Origin of the sequence: Pantoea dispersa, assembly GCF_014155765.1 — a bacterium.
GTDB classification, from domain to species: Bacteria; Pseudomonadota; Gammaproteobacteria; order Enterobacterales; family Enterobacteriaceae; genus Pantoea; species Pantoea dispersa.
Map to the genome: position 1 here is coordinate 363,679 of NZ_SCKT01000002.1, position 15,200 is coordinate 378,878.

Annotated in this window: 17 protein-coding genes; 12 read left to right on the forward strand and 5 right to left on the reverse strand. The window is 58.3% G+C overall.

Annotated features, from left to right (window positions below; all coding sequences use genetic code 11):
• Positions 1 to 15: 15 nt before the first annotated feature.
• Positions 16 to 1,185 carry an ROK family transcriptional regulator gene (locus H7K56_RS08410; protein ID WP_058759002.1) on the reverse strand — a complete coding sequence of 390 codons (1,170 nt, stop codon included), beginning with the start codon at positions 1,183 to 1,185 and terminating at the stop codon, positions 16 to 18.
• A gap of 264 nt (positions 1,186 to 1,449) precedes the next feature.
• Here H7K56_RS08410 and H7K56_RS08415 point away from each other — a divergent pair, with 264 nt between their 5' ends.
• Genes H7K56_RS08415 through H7K56_RS08435 form a run of 5 tightly spaced genes read left to right on the forward strand, consistent with a single transcriptional unit; the run spans position 1,450 to position 6,474 of the window.
• Positions 1,450 to 2,688, forward strand: coding sequence for an extracellular solute-binding protein (locus H7K56_RS08415; protein WP_150360091.1), 1,239 nt, complete (start codon positions 1,450 to 1,452; stop codon positions 2,686 to 2,688).
• A 9-nt stretch (positions 2,689 to 2,697) separates the two neighbouring features.
• Complete coding sequence (locus H7K56_RS08420; protein ID WP_021508901.1) at positions 2,698 to 3,609, forward strand: carbohydrate ABC transporter permease; 912 nt, start codon at positions 2,698 to 2,700, stop codon at positions 3,607 to 3,609.
• The gene (locus tag H7K56_RS08425) at positions 3,599 to 4,438 is read left to right on the forward strand and encodes a carbohydrate ABC transporter permease (protein WP_150360092.1); all 840 of its coding nucleotides are present in this window, start codon (positions 3,599 to 3,601) and stop codon (positions 4,436 to 4,438) included. Before H7K56_RS08420 ends, H7K56_RS08425 begins: the two co-directional genes overlap by 11 nt.
• Positions 4,438 to 5,388, forward strand: a complete 951-nt coding sequence (locus H7K56_RS08430) for a carbohydrate kinase family protein (RefSeq protein WP_375140413.1) — start codon at positions 4,438 to 4,440, stop codon at positions 5,386 to 5,388. Before H7K56_RS08425 ends, H7K56_RS08430 begins: the two co-directional genes overlap by 1 nt.
• 3 nt (positions 5,389 to 5,391) lie before the next feature.
• Positions 5,392 to 6,474, forward strand: a complete 1,083-nt coding sequence (locus H7K56_RS08435; RefSeq protein ID WP_150360094.1) for an ABC transporter ATP-binding protein — start codon at positions 5,392 to 5,394, stop codon at positions 6,472 to 6,474.
• Positions 6,475 to 6,593: 119 nt separating this feature from the next.
• On the opposite strand, the gene H7K56_RS08440 is transcribed toward H7K56_RS08435, so the two are convergent.
• On the reverse strand, positions 6,594 to 8,003 hold the full coding sequence (locus H7K56_RS08440) for an MFS transporter (RefSeq protein WP_150360095.1): 1,410 nt from the start codon (positions 8,001 to 8,003) through the stop codon (positions 6,594 to 6,596).
• A 115-nt stretch (positions 8,004 to 8,118) separates the two neighbouring features.
• Between H7K56_RS08440 and H7K56_RS08445 the strand changes: the two genes are divergently transcribed.
• The 5 genes from H7K56_RS08445 (at position 8,119) to H7K56_RS08465 (ending at position 10,306) form a co-directional block, all read left to right on the forward strand.
• A complete protein-coding gene (locus H7K56_RS08445; RefSeq protein WP_058770343.1) occupies positions 8,119 to 8,973 on the forward strand; it encodes a helix-turn-helix transcriptional regulator in 855 nt (284 codons plus the stop codon).
• Positions 8,974 to 9,072: 99 nt separating this feature from the next.
• Entirely contained in the window at positions 9,073 to 9,318 is a 246-nt protein-coding gene (locus H7K56_RS08450; protein WP_058770344.1) for an AbrB/MazE/SpoVT family DNA-binding domain-containing protein, read from the forward strand.
• Complete coding sequence (gene mazF, locus H7K56_RS08455; RefSeq protein ID WP_058781048.1) at positions 9,318 to 9,650, forward strand: endoribonuclease MazF; 333 nt, start codon at positions 9,318 to 9,320, stop codon at positions 9,648 to 9,650. The genes H7K56_RS08450 and mazF overlap by 1 nt, the downstream gene beginning before the upstream one ends.
• Positions 9,651 to 9,755: 105 nt before the next feature.
• Complete coding sequence (locus H7K56_RS08460) at positions 9,756 to 9,929, forward strand: hypothetical protein (protein WP_021508895.1); 174 nt, start codon at positions 9,756 to 9,758, stop codon at positions 9,927 to 9,929.
• A 29-nt stretch (positions 9,930 to 9,958) separates the two neighbouring features.
• On the forward strand, positions 9,959 to 10,306 hold the full coding sequence (locus H7K56_RS08465) for a hypothetical protein (protein ID WP_150360096.1): 348 nt from the start codon (positions 9,959 to 9,961) through the stop codon (positions 10,304 to 10,306).
• 39 nt (positions 10,307 to 10,345) lie between these two features.
• Here H7K56_RS08465 and H7K56_RS08470 read toward each other — a convergent pair whose 3' ends face one another.
• Positions 10,346 to 11,539: a zinc-dependent alcohol dehydrogenase gene (locus H7K56_RS08470; protein ID WP_125310199.1), complete on the reverse strand. Its 1,194-nt coding sequence runs from the start codon at positions 11,537 to 11,539 to the stop codon at positions 10,346 to 10,348.
• 263 nt (positions 11,540 to 11,802) lie between these two features.
• Between H7K56_RS08470 and H7K56_RS08475 the strand changes: the two genes are divergently transcribed.
• Complete coding sequence (locus tag H7K56_RS08475) at positions 11,803 to 12,510, forward strand: phage antirepressor KilAC domain-containing protein (RefSeq protein ID WP_021508892.1); 708 nt, start codon at positions 11,803 to 11,805, stop codon at positions 12,508 to 12,510.
• Positions 12,511 to 12,544: 34 nt separating this feature from the next.
• On the opposite strand, the gene H7K56_RS08480 is transcribed toward H7K56_RS08475, so the two are convergent.
• Both H7K56_RS08480 and H7K56_RS08485 read right to left on the reverse strand, forming a co-directional pair.
• On the reverse strand, positions 12,545 to 12,760 hold the full coding sequence (locus tag H7K56_RS08480; RefSeq protein WP_021508891.1) for a hypothetical protein: 216 nt from the start codon (positions 12,758 to 12,760) through the stop codon (positions 12,545 to 12,547).
• Positions 12,761 to 12,901: 141 nt separating this feature from the next.
• A complete protein-coding gene (locus H7K56_RS08485; protein WP_346265372.1) occupies positions 12,902 to 14,173 on the reverse strand; it encodes an NAD(P)/FAD-dependent oxidoreductase in 1,272 nt (423 codons plus the stop codon).
• A gap of 117 nt (positions 14,174 to 14,290) precedes the next feature.
• Between H7K56_RS08485 and H7K56_RS08490 the strand changes: the two genes are divergently transcribed.
• A complete protein-coding gene (locus H7K56_RS08490) occupies positions 14,291 to 15,196 on the forward strand; it encodes a polyprenyl synthetase family protein (RefSeq protein WP_022547229.1) in 906 nt (301 codons plus the stop codon).
• Positions 15,197 to 15,200: the final 4 nt, after the last annotated feature.

Consider the following 15,200-nt stretch of genomic DNA (forward strand, 5'->3'; position numbering starts at 1 on the left):
CGCTGGCCGCGTTTTTCACTTCATCAGCACCTGGAACTGCGGATTAAACTCATCAAAAATTGGCAGAGCCGCTGCGCCGAGGGCGGCGGTGTCGCTGCCGGTCATGCCGGTCTTGAGTCGCGTGCCGGTCAGATAGCGGCCGCGCACCGATTGGTAGAGCGGCGGCAGGCGCTGGATAATTTTATCCAGCAACACCGCAGGCATCATGCCGCCGATAATCACGCTCTCGGCATCAAAGATACACTCCAGCATATTAATACCCTGGCGCAGCGGCGTAAGCACGGTATCAATCCAGCGATCAAACAGCGCCGGATCAACCTGCAGTAAATCTTCCGGCAGCGCGCTCATCGGGTCGAGTCCGCAGAATTCGTAAGCGGCCTGCAGCGAAACATAACGCTCCAGGCAGCCATGATTGCCGCAGTAACACTCACGTCCACCGGGTTCAACCACCACATGCCCCACTTCACCGGCGTTGTGCGCATGGCCGCTGTACACATGGCCATCCATGATGATGCCCGCGCCCAGGCCCGTGCCAATGTACAGATAAATAAAGGAATTAAGATGACGCGCCACGCCGTGAAAACGTTCGCCAATCGCCGCGACGGTGGCATCATTCTCCAGCGTGACCGGCAGTCCACTCATCTCAGCAAGACGCGCGGCGATATCAACATCCTCCCAGCCGTGCAGCGTGGTCGGCCCCATTGACGAGATACCCTCCACACCAAACGGCCCCGGCATCACCACGCCAATACCCAGCACTTTTTGCCAGCGCGGCCCGGTCTGCTGTTTGATCTCCGCCAGCACCCCGGCAATGCGCGCTAATGTGGCATCCGGCTGCGGTTTTTGCACCATAATAAGGCGGCGAAAATGGATTTCACCGGTCAGGTCCACCAGCACAATCAGTAGCGTCTGATGGTCGAGATGGATGCCGATGGAAAACGCACTGGCCGGATTCAGGGTGACCGGAATCGCCGGCTGACCGCGGCCCTGCTTGCGCGGCTGACGGCTGGTGAGCAGCTCCGCCTGCTCCAGTTCAGCGACGATATTCGAGACGGTTTGCGGCGTTAACGCGGTCAGTCGCGCCAGCTCGGCACGGGTCAGCTCACCGTGCAGGCGTATCGCTTCGATAATCACCCGACGATTGTGCGCGCGCGCATGTTCCAGATTGGTTCCCGACGTTTTCATCCTGCTCGCTTCCCTCTTTTAACCACCGCTGCGGACCGCCGCCTCAATATCTATGATCGGCCACACATTTTACAACCTGTTTACCTGACAGCGGCAAAAATCTGTGCAAAGTAGTGTCGGATGGCAGCGTTGTTTTCTGCCCTGGCACGTCCCTTGCTTTAGCTCACTGCTGTCAGCCACTGCGCGCTGGCAATCTGTGCGCGATATTAAATCAATCAAATTGATTTAATTAAACACCCTCTACTGCATGAAGGCGAGAACGCAATGAAAAATCAGATGAAAGGTTGTTTTGCCGCCGTACTGTTCGCCTGCGCGGGCAGCGCGGCAGCGGCTACCACTACGCTTAACGCCCTGTTTATGACGCAGGCGGCCTACAGTGAAAACGATATCCGCGCCATGACGCAGGCGTTTCAGACAGCGCACCCGGACGTGCAGGTTAATCTGGAGTTTGTTCCTTACGAGGCGCTGCACGATAAGATCGTCGCGGCACGCGGCGCGGGCGGCAACGGTTACGATGTGGTGCTGTTTGATGCCATCTGGCCAGCGGAATTCAGCAAGTTCGACCTGTTGCAGGATGTCAGCAGCCGCATCAGCGCAGATGAAAAAGAGAAAATCTTCCCCGGCGCAATGAACACCGTGGTGTTCAAAGGCAAAACACTGGGCATGCCGTGGATCCTCGACACCAAATATCTCTATTACAACAAAGCGATGCTGGAAAAAGCTGGCATCAAAGATCTGCCGCAAACCTGGCAGCAGGTGATGGATGATGCGCGCATCATTAAGCAGAAAAATATCGTTAAATATCCGCTGGTATGGAGCTGGTCACAGGCGGAAGCGCTGGTGTGTGACTACACCACGCTGGTCTCCGGCTTCGGCGGCAAATTCTATAATAACGGCAAGCTCGATTTCTCTACGCCAGCCTCGCTGCAGGCGGTGAAGCTGATGAAAAACTCGCTCGATGAGGGCCTGACCAACCCGGCTTCGCGCGAATATCTGGAAGAGGACGTGCGCAAAGCCTTTTCCAACGGCGATGCGGCTTTCGCGCTCAACTGGACCTACATGTACAACATGGCCAACGATGCCAAACAGAGTAAAGTCGCCGGCCAGGTTGGCATCATGCCCGCACCCGGCGATGCGCCCAATCGTTTCGGCGCGGTCAACGGTTCGATGGGTCTGGGCATTGCCAAAGGCAGCAGCCATCCGGAGCAGGCGTGGCAGTACATCAGTTACATGACTTCGCAGCCGGTACAGAATAAATACGCCACGCTCAGTCTGCCGATCTGGAAAAGCTCCTATCAGGATCCCGCGGTCAGTAAGAATCAGGAGAGCCTGATCGCTGCTGCCGACAAATCGCTGAATGTCATGCTGTCGCGTCCGGAAACCGCTGATTACTCACGTCTCTCCAACACCCTGCAGCAGCAGCTGCAACAGGTTCTGGTCGGCAGCGCGACACCGGAAGCGGCCATGCAGGCGGTAGACAAAAGTGCGGCGCGTCTGCGTTAAGGGGTCAGTATGCTGAGTTTGCGTCAACGCGAACAACGGCAGGCATGGGTGCTGCTGGCACCCATGCTACTGGTGATGCTGTTGCTCACCGCCTGGCCGCTGCTGCGCACTATCTGGCTGAGTTTTACCGACGCCGCGCTGATTGGCAGCGGCGGTGAAGCGCCGCAATGGATTGGCCTGGAGAACTATCTCTACGCCATTACCGATGCGGATTTTCAAACCTCGCTGTGGCGCACGCTCTACTTCACCGTGGTGTCAGTAGCGATTGAAGGCGTCATCGGCGTGCTGGTTGCGCTGCTGCTCAACCAGAAATTCGCCGGACGTAACGTGTTGCGCGTGCTGGTGATTCTGCCGTGGGCGCTACCAACCATTGTGAACGCCATGATGTGGCGCCTCAATTTCAATCCGGACTACGGCAGTATCAACGCCCTGCTGACACAACTCGGTATCATCGATGGCTACCGCAGCTGGCTGGGGTCGCCGGCTTCCGCGCTCAACGCGGTAATGTTTGCCGACATCTGGAAAAACTATCCGCTGGTGACATTGCTGGTGCTGGCGGCGCTGCAGTCGGTGCCGGAGGATCTCTACGAAGCGGCGCGGCTGGATGGCGCATCGGCATGGCGGCGTTTTCGTGCCATCACCTTTCCGGCGATTGTTGGCTCGCTCAGCGTGGCGCTGGTGTTACGCACCATCGACGCCTTTAAGATCTTCGACATCATCTATGTAATGACGCGCGGCGGTCCGGTCGACAGCACCAAAACGCTGAGCTTTTACGTCTATCAGGAATCATTCAGCTACTTGCGCGCCGGCAGCGGTGCGGCTTATGCCATGTTAATGACGCTGCTGTGCGCAGTGCTGATCACCCTTTACATGCTATTACTGTGGCGGCAGCGCCGTCGGGGAAGTGCCTATGAAGGTTAAACTGCGTACCTGCGCTAAATACGCGGCGGCGCTGCTGGTGGCGCTCTCCGTCGTGGCTCCGATGGGCTGGCTGTTTCTGATGAGCGTCAGCGCCACCAGCGATCTGACACGCGTGCCGCTGGAGTGGCTGCCGCGCCAGTGGGATTTCAGCCGCTACCGCAGGCTGATCTCGCTGGAACCCGGCCAGCCCGGCGCGCTGTTCCTGCATGCGCTGGGTAATAGCCTGCTGGTGGCAACCGGCGCAACGCTGGTGTGCCTGCTGCTCGCGATCCCGGCAGCGTTCAGCTTCTCGCGCTATCGCGGCCGTGACGGCTGGCTGTTCGCGTCTCTGGCCATCTATATGGTGCCGCCGGTGGCGTTTGTGCTGCCGCTCTACTTTCTGCTGCAGCAGTTCGATCTGCTCAACACCCGACCCGGTTTGATCATCGTGTACTGCTCCCTGATTCTGCCGTTTCTCACCTGGATGCTGAAAAACCAGTTTGATGCCCTGCCGCAGGATATCGAACAGGCTGCGCGTCTTGATGGACTGCGCGTCTGGCAGGTGCTGCTGCGCATTACGCTGCCGCTGGCGAAACCGGTGCTGGGCGCGGCGGCGCTGTTTGGCTGGCTGCTGGCGTGGGATGAATTTTTCTACGCCCTGCTGTTCACCAGCAACATCGCCGCGCAAACCCTGCCGGTCACCATTGCCGGCTTTACCGCAGGCCGCGCCACCGACGATGGGCTGATTGCCGCCGTCGGTATTCTGGCGTCGGTTCCTCCTCTCTTTATCGCTATCTGGCTGCAAAAAACGCTGGTCAGCGGCCTTGCCAGTGGCGGGAGCAAAGGATGATGAGCAATAAGGAAGCCCGCGCCACGCTCTACGTGGTGGGCAATATCAATGTCGATGTCATCATGGGTACGCTGGACAGCTGGCCGCAGCGCGGCACCGAAGTGATGCTGCAGCACAGTGAGCTGCGTCCGGGCGGTTCGGCAGGCAACTGCGCGCTGGCGCTGGAAGCGATGCAGGTGCGCCATCGCGCCGTCGCTAATCAGGGCGATGACGGCCTCAGCGCATGGCTGGCGAGCCATTTTCCGCACAGCGCGGCGCACTGGACGCGCTACGCCTGCGAAACCTCGCTCACCGTTGGCGTCACGCACTCCGATCACGAGCGATCGTTCCTCAGTAATCTCGGTCACATTGTGCGGCTCAGCGCGCAGGACGTGCTGAGCCAGCTCCCGGCGCAAGCCAGCAGCGGCGATATCGTGCTGTTGTGCGGCACGTTTCTCTGCCTGCAACTGTATGACGACTATCCGCAGTTGCTGGCCGAACTGCAGCAGCGCGGGTTTATCATCGCCGTCGATACCGGCTGGCCGCCGCAGGGCTGGAGCGATGAAGTGCGTGCGCAGTTCGCCCGCTGGCTGCCGCAGTGCGACTGGCTGTTGCTCAATGAAGTCGAAACGCTCGGGCTGAGTGGCGCAGATAATCTGCACACCGGTGCGCATCTTCTGGCGCAACGGCTCAGCGGGCGCGGCGGCTGCGTGGTGAAATGCGGTGCGCAGGGCGCGGGCTGCTGGCAACGTCAGCACAGCCTGCAACAGCCCGCTCGCGCGGTCGCGGTGGTCGACACCATCGGTGCCGGCGACAGCTTTAACGCCGGTTTTCTTACCGCGCTGCTGCATCAGCAGGATCTTGCCACCGCGCTGCAATGGGGCATTGCGGTGGCCTCACTGGCAATCAGCACGCAGCCACGTCGCTATCCCGACTGGCAACAACTGCAACTATGCGCACAGGAGTTTTAAATTATGGCCGGTGTTGAACTCGTTAAAGTGGCCAAGCGCTACGGTAAACAGTCGGTGCTGCATCCGCTCGACCTGACCATTCCCGACGGCAGCTTTACCGTGCTGGTTGGCCCGTCCGGCTGCGGCAAGTCGACGCTGCTGCGCCTGCTCGCCGGACTGGAGAGCCTGTCCGACGGCGCGATTCTGATGGATAAGGTGCAGATTAACGATCGCGATCCCGCCGATCGCGACATTGCGATGGTGTTTCAGAGTTATGCGCTCTATCCGCATCTGACGGTGGCCGAAAACCTGGCATTCCATATGCAGGTGAAGAAGGTACGCCGCGATGAGCAGCAGCAGAAAATCGCGCGCATCGCCGCGATTCTTGGCATTGATAAGCTGCTGCAGCGCTACCCGCGCGCTCTCTCGGGTGGGCAGCGTCAGCGCGTGGCGATGGGCCGCGCCATGGTGCGTAATCCGCAGGTGTTTCTGTTTGACGAACCGCTCTCTAACCTTGATGCCCAGCTGCGCATGGAGCTGCGCGCCGAGATCAAGTCGCTGCATCAGCGTTTCAAAACCACCATGGTGTATGTCACGCACGATCAGGTAGAAGCGATGACGCTGGCCGACCAGATTGTGGTGATGAAAGAGGGACGCATCGTGCAACAGGGCGCACCGCTGGCGATCTACGATCGTCCGGCAGATACCTTTGTGGCGCGTTTTATTGGTTCGCCGCCCATGAACCTGTTACCGGCACAATTGCTGGCGCATGACGGCGTGCCGGGCGTGCAGTGTCAGGACTGGTGGCAGCCGCTGCCCGCGCAGTGGCAGGCGGTGGCACGGGAACGTGAAGGCGCTGCCGTGACGCTGGGGGTGCGCCCGCACGATCTGAGCGAAGTGCAGGACGGCGCGCCTGCGATGGTGAACGTGGTGGAGATTACCGGGGAATCAACCCTGCTGCACCTTGACTGGCACGGTCATGCGCTGCACATGCAGATGGCCGGACGGCATACGGCCGGCAGTGGTGCGACGCTGCGCATCGGTTTCAATCCGCAAAAAATCCATCTGTTCGATGCCGAAAGTGGTTTACGCCTGGCGGAAAAGTAAGCGCGGTGCGGTTTTCAGGTGCCGGGGCGCATCAATGCGCACCCGGCTCAAAGACCTGTTATTACCTTGCAGGGTCAGCGTTTACGGTGACCAGACGGGCTGACTTTTTCCCTCCGGCGTCAGCCTTCAGCCGTCACCGGCTGGAACGTCCGACGGTTGACGCTGGTCAGCACCACCAGCAGTGCCATCATCAGCAACTCCACCGCCAGCGTACCGCTGATGTCTGCCAGGTGATTACCATGCTGATTGATCTGGGTGAACACGCCGCCGAGCAGCATCGGTCCCAGTCCCAGCGCCGATTGCTGCACGGTAGACAGCACCGCACTGCCTGCGCCGGCCTGATGATGCGGCACCCCGATCATGCCAATGCGGTAGAAGGTGCTGACAATAAACGACTGGCCAAAGCCAATCAGCGCGGTGGCCGGAATCAACGTAGCAATGCCCACATGCGGCCACTTCAGCTGCAGCGTCGCGATCAGCGCCACCAGCCCGACCATCTGAATCGCACAGCCAGACAGTAACGTGGCACGTTTACCATAGCGCTCAACCATGCGGGTAGTACGCATTGAGCCGATAAAATAGGCCGCGCCCAGGGCAATAAACGCGTTGCCGGACTGAAAAGCGGTCATGCCGATGCCGGATTGCAGCGTCAGCGCCACTGCGAACATAAAGCCGCTCCAGCAGGAGAAGAACAGCACCGCCAGCGTCAGACCAAAACGCACGCTGGAAAGACGCAGCAGCGAGGGCGGCAGCAGCGGCGATCCGCCAGCGGCTTCCAGTCGCAGCGCGCTGTGGCGCAGCCGATGCAGAAACAGTGGAAACAGCACCAGCAGTAACAGGCACGGCCACGACCAGTGCAGTAGCGGCCCCAGCGCGAGGGCCAGCATCAGACAGCCGATCGCGCCGGCCAGCAGCAGCGTACCGCTCACATCCACCGGCACGCGCTTGAGGTTATGCGTTTCCGGTACGAAGCGGCGCGCGGTCAGCAGGACAAACAGGCAGATCGGCAGGTTGATGAGAAACACGCTGCGCCAGCCGTAGCCGCCAATATCAGCTTTGATCAAAAAACCGCCCAGCACCTGGCCAATAATAAAAGCCAGCCCGCCGATACCGCCGTACAGACCAATGGCCCGCGCATGCGCCCTGCCCTGCAGCGTAACGTGCAGCGTGGCAAGAATCTGCGGCACCATAAAAGCGGCGCCGACGCCCTGCAGCGCGCGCGCAAACATCAGCATGCCGACGCTGTTAGCAATGCCGCACAATAATGACGCAATGCCGAAGATCCAGACGCCGGCTAAAAACACGCGACGGCGGCCAAAGTTATCGCCCAGGCGTCCGCCCATCGCCAGACAAATAGCAAAGGCGATACCGTACACCGCCACGATCAGCGCCAGCGCGATCGGCGAGGCACGCAGCGATTGTGCCATCGCATCCAGCGCGACGTTGACTATGGAAAAGTCGATCATCGGCAATAGCTGCCCGGCCAGCAGGACCACCAGTCCTGCACGTTGAAGTTGCGATGTCTGCATAGCGTTAACCTTGTTTTTAGTTTCACTACGGCATAGCATCACCTAACCGTTAAACGGGTACCAGTTCTTGATTATCATGGTATAAATTCTACCCGTCTCGTCTGGAGAGCTGCTGATGAGCACCGCGCAAACCCTTACCCCCGCTGAGCTGAACAACCGTAAATTACTCGGTACCTTTTTACGTACGCGCCGCGAGAGCCTGGATCCTAACCGCCTCGGTTTACCGCGTATGCGTCAGCGCCGCACGCCGGGTTTACGCCGTGAAGAGGTGGCGCAGCTGGCGGATGTCGGCGTCACCTGGTACACCTGGCTGGAACAGGGGCGCGATATCAAAGCCTCCACCAAAACGCTGACGGCCATCGCCAGCGCCCTGCAATGCAATGATGTTGAGACGCAGCATCTTTTCTCGCTGGCCGGACACACTCTGCCATCGACGCGCGTCGCTGCTGCCTGCTGCAAACTCGCCGGACATAATCAGCAAATGCTGGATGCCATTCAGCTGCCGGCGATCATCGAAACGCCGCGCTTCGATATCCTCGGCTATAACCAGGCGTGGTGTGCGCTGATGGGCGTCGATTTAGCCCAGATCGCGCCGGAAGATCGCAACTGTATCTGGCTGGCGTTCAACCATGCCGGCTGGCGCAATGTGATGACCGACTGGGACGAAGTGATGCCGCAGATGGTGGCGATGTTTCGCGGTCAGATGGGCGAGCATCTGGGCGATCCGCACTGGGAGAGCTTCCTGGCGCGATTGCTGAACAGTTCCGATGAGTTCGCGCACACCTGGCAGCGCTACGAACTGGGCAAGGTGGAAAACCGCGTAAAACGCTTTTACCGTGCCGAAGTAGGCGAAATGACCCTGCGCCAGAACAACTGGTGGTCGGCGTCACGCAACGGTGACCGCCTGCTGGTGTACGTGCCGGATGATGCCGCCAGCGCAGCGGCGCTGCAACAGTTAACGGCGCGCTGAATCCTGCCGCTTTCTTAACATGTCAGGCTGAAGGTGTTTATACGTTGTATCAACATCATCACGGCTATACAATGTATACACATTCTTCGGAGGCCTGTTATGACGACCGTCACCTTAAAGAAATGGGGCAACAGTCCCTCGATTCGCATCCCGTCCAGCGTGATGCAATCCGCGTCGCTCAGCGTGGACGATAAACTGGAACTCAGCGTTGAAGATGGCAAACTGATCCTTGTGCCGCTCAGGGAAAAGGTGTATTCACTGGACGCTCTGCTGGACGAGATCACCGACGATAACGTCCATGATAAAATTGATTTTGGACCTTCAGTGGGCAAGGAAAGAATCTGATGGTGTCACGTTTTGTTCCCGATGCAGGCGATCTCATCTGGCTGGATTTTGATCCCACCCTCGGCCATGAACAGGGCGGCCATCGTCCTGCGGTTGTGCTGAGTCCCTTTGCCTATAACAACAAGGTTGGCATGTTGTTGTGCGTCCCGTGTACCACCCAGGTCAAAGGCTATCCTTTTGAAGTTTCCCTTACCGGTAGCCGTGATAGTGTGGCGCTGGCCGATCAGGTCACCTCCATCGACTGGCGCGCCAGAAAAGTGGTGAAAAAAAGCCATGTGACCGCCGACGAACTGAGTGAGATTCGCGCTAAAGCTAAAGCGCTGATTGGCTGACGTCGGTTATCTTTGCCATCGCCACCGATAAGAATGTCCTGCGCTATCCCCAACCTTATTTATCCTGACTATGCTTATCAGACGATAATAAATTCAGGAGAGCGCATGAAACTACTTTATTTCGTTTCGCTTATTGCTGCAGCCGGTTATTTACTGGCTTTCTTACCTAAACTGCGCACCCGTCGCGAGCCTGTGGCTTATTGGGGGTGCTGGGCTTATTTAGGTCTGAACGCGGTATATTGGGCAGTATTTGCGTTTCGCTATTATTTTCTGCGCTAACCATGGTAACGTCATGAAGGAGTTATGTTATGTCAGAAAACAATCGCGATCGGATGCCCTATCTACTCTATTTTTCCCGTCAGCGTTTACTGGTGGAAAATATTGATGGCCACATCGTTGATATTGGCGGTGCGGAAAGAGTGGGCGATCGTTATCGCTGGCAGCTTGACGGTAAAGATGCCGGGGGAGAAACGGAGCAGGAAGTGGACGAATTACTGGCCGAGGTGGAAAAACACCTGAGCTTTTTGTTCGTCGATGGCCAGTTTACCAGCCTGCCCGATGTCAGTGCTGATTATGGCGATCGGCTCGACAACGCGCCCTCACAGCAAATTGCACTACCCGAGCTCAACGACCGCGATGAAGACATCGTGCGTTAAGCCACAGAAGCAGGCTGCCGTCAGGCAGCCTGTCAGCACTCAGGTCGCCGGCGTGGTACTGGCCATACCGGGCACCAGAATCACTTTGCGGCAATCCTCTTTGCGTTTTTCAAAGATTTCATAGCCGCGCGCGGCCTCTTCCAGCGGCATATGGTGCGTCACAATCTCTTCCGGCGTCAGCAGCCCTTGCTCAATCAGCGACAGCAGGCGCGGTAAATAGGCCTGCACATGCGTCTGGCCCATTTTAAACGTCAGTCCTTTATCGAATGCATCGCCAAACAGGAAGCCGTGGATAAAGCCGGCATACACGCCCGGCACGCTGACCACACCGCCACGGCGCACTGCCGCAATACACTGCCGCAGCGCCTTCCCGCTGCTGCCCTCCAGCTTCAGATTACTCATCACCGTTTCCGTCAGGCTGCCCTTGGCTTCAAAACCTACCGCATCGATTACCGCATCAACGCCCCGGTGGCCCTGGGTATGATCAATGATCCAGCCAGCAGGATCGTCGATTTCGTCAAAATTGATCGGCGTAACCCCATAACGCTGGCGGGCAAATTCCAGTCGATAAGCGTTGTGGTCAATCATAAAGATCTCTTCCGCCCCTACCAGGCGCGCGCAGGCGGCGCTCAGTAACCCGACCGGGCCGGCGCCAAAAATGGCGACGCTGGAGCCTTTATCCAGCCCGGCATTTTGCACTGCCTGCCAGGCGGTGGGCAGGATATCGGAGAGAAACAGCACTTTCTCATCCGGTAGCGCCAGCGGCACTTTAAACGGCCCGACATTGGCTTTTGGTACCCGCACATATTCCGCCTGGCCGCCCGGCACGCCGCCGTACAGTTTGCTGTAGCCAAATAACGCTGCAGGCGGGGTAATATTTTTCTTGTTTAAAATAGCACCGCGCCCGCTATTGGTATTTTCACAGGCCGCATACTGATGCAGATGACAAAAGAAACAGTCGCCACAGGCAATAACAAAGGGCACCACAACGCGATCGCCAATTTTTACGTTGGTAACCTCACTTCCCGCTTCGACCACTTCACCCATAAATTCGTGACCAAATATATCACCGTGATCGGTACCGGGAATTTTCCCGCGATAAAGATGTAAGTCGGAGCCGCAAATTGCCGTCGCGGTGACGCGTAAAATAATGTCGTCCGGCTGCTCTAAAATCGGGTCAGGAACAGTTTCAACGCGCACCCGATGTGGGCCATGATAAGTTAACGCTTTCATAATCAGCTCCTCATAAATAAGCGTAACGAAAGGCTGTCTTTATTTAACCTGAATCGCTTAAGCCTGGTAGTAATAGTCGAATAGGCAAGCGTATCGGTATCGGGTGCAGAGCGGGGTCCGGCGCAGTTGCGCTTTGTGCGATATCTCGCAGAGAGGCATTTCTTACAGTAACGGCTAAAAATAATACTGGATATGCAAACAGTATATTGTATACTTATCCAGCAGTCTGATGGACTGTTCCACGTTTGTAAGAGGTGATACTGATGATGATCTCAACGGAAAGTCTTGCTGCTCTCAACGCAACTCTGCTGATGAGCAGCCGTGAAATTGCCAGAATAACCGGCATCACGCATGGCGAAGTGAAGCGCCTGATTAAAAGCCTGGAAACCGCGCAGCGCCTTTCCCAGCCTGTCACGGTGAATCATTACGAGCATGAAGGTGAGACACGTCAGGAGTTCCAGCTGAATAAACGTGACTCGCTGCTGGCGGTTGCTCGTCTTTCCCCTGGCTTTACCGCCGAACTGCTGGACCGCTGGCAGGAGCGGGAGAAATTCACCCATCTGCCCGATTTCACCAATCCGGCGGAAGCGGCACGTGCCTGGGCAGAACAGTTTGAGCAACGCCGTGCGGCGGAACAGCAACTGGCGCTGACGGCCCCAAAGGCAGAATTCTTTGATCGCTTTGTGGATGTGCATGAGTCGCTGGGTTTTCGCCAGCTGTGCAAAATGCTCAAGGTGAAAGAGCCGGAGTTTCGGCAGTTTCTGCTTGAGCGCAACATTATGTACCGTGACAAAGGTGCGCTGACACCACAGCAGCACCATCTGCAGGCTGGCTATTTTGCACTGCGCAGCGGAATGGGTGAAAACCAGCATGCTTTTTCGCAGGCACGGTTTACCGCGAAAGGTGTGAAGTGGGTTGCCAGCCTGTGGGCCGGTCATGTCGCTGCACGGCCAAATGGTGTCGCTGCCTGATATTCAGCCGGTCAGGACGACCGGCTGGATTCGCTTAGCGCTGATGGCGGCGGCGCTGGAGCCGATGGCGAAACTGCCTGACCTCTTCGCGTGACCAGCAGCGAGAGGAGAGCGGCAGGCTGTCATCAACCGCCGCCGGCAGCGGCAATTTTTCCAGCGTGCCACGATTACACATAGCACGCGCCAGCGTGGTACAGGGGATATCAAGGTAATGCGCCATCTGCGGCAGCGTCATCAGGGTGGTACGCATACTCACCTCCATTTGGCTTATGTTTCGCCTTCCATGGTTGAGCAGCCCGGCAGATGTTTTTTTGATCGCGATCAGCCTACGCCTTAATTCAGGTTAAAAATTAATCAATCTGCCACCCTGTGGTCTGCGCCATCGCTTCGCTCACTGTGCCGCCGGAAAGTTTCGCTGAATCGGTGCAAACGCGCTGGCGGCTTTGCCGATCAGCCGTTGTGGCCGGAACTCTTTCAGCAGGTCGCTGGGACTGTCGCCGATCAGCTCCTCCGCCACCAGCCTGCCAATCAGCGGTGACAGCGTGACGCCGCTGTGCGTCACCGCGACATACACGCGCTGATGCGGGGTGACAAAGCCCAGTGCCGGCAAACCATCAGCCGGACGCGCCCGCTGCCCGACGACAATCTGCTCGATCTGCAACGCACCAGCCGTGGCAAACAGCGCACGGTAGCGCTCACGAAACTGATCGGCGATGGCGCCATGAGTCGACGGCGGCGCGCCCGGATCGGCCAGATGATCGAGATCCAGCGCCTGTAACAGTAACCGCCCGCCGCCGTCCGGCCGCACGTTCAGCTGCGGAGAAATCAGGTTGGTGCCAAGCGATAATGGCTGTGGTGCGGTGCGCGCCAGAAAGCTGCAGGCCACCGCATCAGGCTTGCTGGTGTCAATCAGCGCCAGTTCCAGACCAAGCGTATGCAGCAGCTGATTGGCCCAGCGTCCGGTCGCCAGCACCAGACGATCACCCTGCCACTGCTCACCCTGCTCCAGCTGCACCGTCACGCCTTCCGCATTTTCACTGATGTGCTGAATCGCCTGATGCTGATGCAGTACCGCGCCGTGCGCCTGCGCCTCTGACCACAGCCGTGCCAGATACAGCGCTGGATAGAGCACCGATTCCGTTGGAAAATGCCAGATGCTGCCGTGCACCGCAGACGCGCGCAGTTCAGGAATTTCCTGCTGCAGCTCGGCCAGCGTCCTTTGCCGTGACGCATAGCCAGCGGCCTGCAAGGCGGTAGCACGCTGCTGCAGTTGCTGTTCGGCTTCACCCGCGCCGGCCCACTCCCAGGTGCCACAAGGTTCCAGCCAGCGCACGCCATTGGTCTGCGTCAGCTGCAGCCGGATATGCTCCTCCATCGCCAGCGCATTGAGGCGGTGATAGCTGGCAGGCTGTTTGCCGTTGGAGTTTACCCAGGCAAATGTGGTGCTGCTGGTGCCCGCGCCCATGTGTTGCCGGTCAAAGAGGGTCACCTGCGCCCCCTGCCGCGCCAGCGCCCACGCCACGGCGAGGCCGATCACACCCGCACCGATTACCGCCACTTTTTGCGTCGTCATAGCTGTCTCCTCTGCTCGCCCAACATCATAACAGTCACCGCAGCGAAAACTGGCCTGAGGGTCATAGGAATTACTTCTCAGATTATTCAATAAATAAAAAAAGCGTGACGGTGCGTTAAAGTCGCTTCGCTCGCTGGCGCACTCCCCTTACCGGGTCTACGGTTAATTGAAAAAGCACAAGAATTTAACTAACCATGGAAAGCCGCTATGACCGCCCATGTCGATACCACAGCAAGCCAGGAAAGCGATCTCCTTCAGTTGCATCACGCATTGCAGGCTCATCTTGAACATTTATTGCCTGCCGGGCAGCAGGCCGATCGCGTTCGGGCCGCCATGCGTGCCGGCACGCTGGCACCGGGCAAACGTATTCGTCCGCTCTTGCTGCTGCTGGCAGCACGCGATATGGGCTGTGACGTGGCGCAGCAGGGTATCCTTGATCTTGCCTGTGCAGTCGAAATGGTGCACGCCGCCTCACTGATCCTTGACGACATTCCATCAATGGATAACGCCCGGATGCGACGTGGACGCCCGGCGATCCACTGTGAATATGGGGAAAACGTGGCGATCCTGGCGGCGGTCGCGCTACTCAGCCGCGCCTTTGAGGTGATTGCCCTCGCGCCGGGTCTGCCGGCAACGCACAAAGCCGAAGCCATTGCCGAGCTCTCCTCTGCCGTCGGCCTGCAGGGACTGGTCCAGGGTCAGTTCCAGGATCTGCATGACGGCGCACACAGCCGCAGTCCGGAAGCCATCACCCTGACCAACGAACTGAAAACCAGCGTCCTGTTTCGCGCCACGCTGCAAATGGCGGCGATTGCGGCCGATGCGTCAGTGCAGGTGCGTCAGCGTTTAAGCTATTTTGCGCAGGATTTAGGTCAGGCTTTCCAGTTACTGGACGACCTGGCGGATGGCTCTAAGCACACCGGCAAGGACTGTCATCAGGATCAGGGCAAATCCACGCTGGTGCAGATGCTGGGCCCGGAAGGGGCTGAACGTCGTCTGCGCGACCATTTAAGCAGTGCCGATGCACATCTTGCCTGCGCCTGCCATCGCGGTGTCGCCACCCGTCAATATATGCACGCCCTGTTTAATCAACAGCTGGCGATGTTTAACTGAAGCC

Excerpts from the sequence above, each read along its gene's own strand:
- H7K56_RS08480 (WP_021508891.1), bottom strand. The coding sequence starts at position 12,760 with ATGCGTACCACCCTGATGACGCTGCCGCAGATGGCGCATTACCTTGAT.
- H7K56_RS08475 (WP_021508892.1), top strand. The coding sequence starts at position 11,803 with ATGATGATCTCAACGGAAAGTCTTGCTGCTCTCAACGCAACTCTGCTG.
- H7K56_RS08445 (WP_058770343.1), top strand. The coding sequence starts at position 8,119 with ATGAGCACCGCGCAAACCCTTACCCCCGCTGAGCTGAACAACCGTAAA.
- H7K56_RS08450 (WP_058770344.1), top strand. The coding sequence starts at position 9,073 with ATGACGACCGTCACCTTAAAGAAATGGGGCAACAGTCCCTCGATTCGC.
- H7K56_RS08410 (WP_058759002.1), bottom strand. The coding sequence starts at position 1,185 with ATGAAAACGTCGGGAACCAATCTGGAACATGCGCGCGCGCACAATCGT.
- H7K56_RS08415 (WP_150360091.1), top strand. The coding sequence starts at position 1,450 with ATGAAAAATCAGATGAAAGGTTGTTTTGCCGCCGTACTGTTCGCCTGC.
- H7K56_RS08435 (WP_150360094.1), top strand. The coding sequence starts at position 5,392 with ATGGCCGGTGTTGAACTCGTTAAAGTGGCCAAGCGCTACGGTAAACAG.
- H7K56_RS08465 (WP_150360096.1), top strand. The coding sequence starts at position 9,959 with ATGTCAGAAAACAATCGCGATCGGATGCCCTATCTACTCTATTTTTCC.
- H7K56_RS08460 (WP_021508895.1), top strand. The coding sequence starts at position 9,756 with ATGAAACTACTTTATTTCGTTTCGCTTATTGCTGCAGCCGGTTATTTA.
- H7K56_RS08420 (WP_021508901.1), top strand. The coding sequence starts at position 2,698 with ATGCTGAGTTTGCGTCAACGCGAACAACGGCAGGCATGGGTGCTGCTG.
- H7K56_RS08430 (WP_375140413.1), top strand. The coding sequence starts at position 4,438 with ATGAGCAATAAGGAAGCCCGCGCCACGCTCTACGTGGTGGGCAATATC.
- H7K56_RS08440 (WP_150360095.1), bottom strand. The coding sequence starts at position 8,003 with ATGCAGACATCGCAACTTCAACGTGCAGGACTGGTGGTCCTGCTGGCC.
- mazF (WP_058781048.1), top strand. The coding sequence starts at position 9,318 with ATGGTGTCACGTTTTGTTCCCGATGCAGGCGATCTCATCTGGCTGGAT.
- H7K56_RS08490 (WP_022547229.1), top strand. The coding sequence starts at position 14,291 with ATGACCGCCCATGTCGATACCACAGCAAGCCAGGAAAGCGATCTCCTT.
- H7K56_RS08425 (WP_150360092.1), top strand. The coding sequence starts at position 3,599 with ATGAAGGTTAAACTGCGTACCTGCGCTAAATACGCGGCGGCGCTGCTG.
- H7K56_RS08470 (WP_125310199.1), bottom strand. The coding sequence starts at position 11,539 with ATGAAAGCGTTAACTTATCATGGCCCACATCGGGTGCGCGTTGAAACT.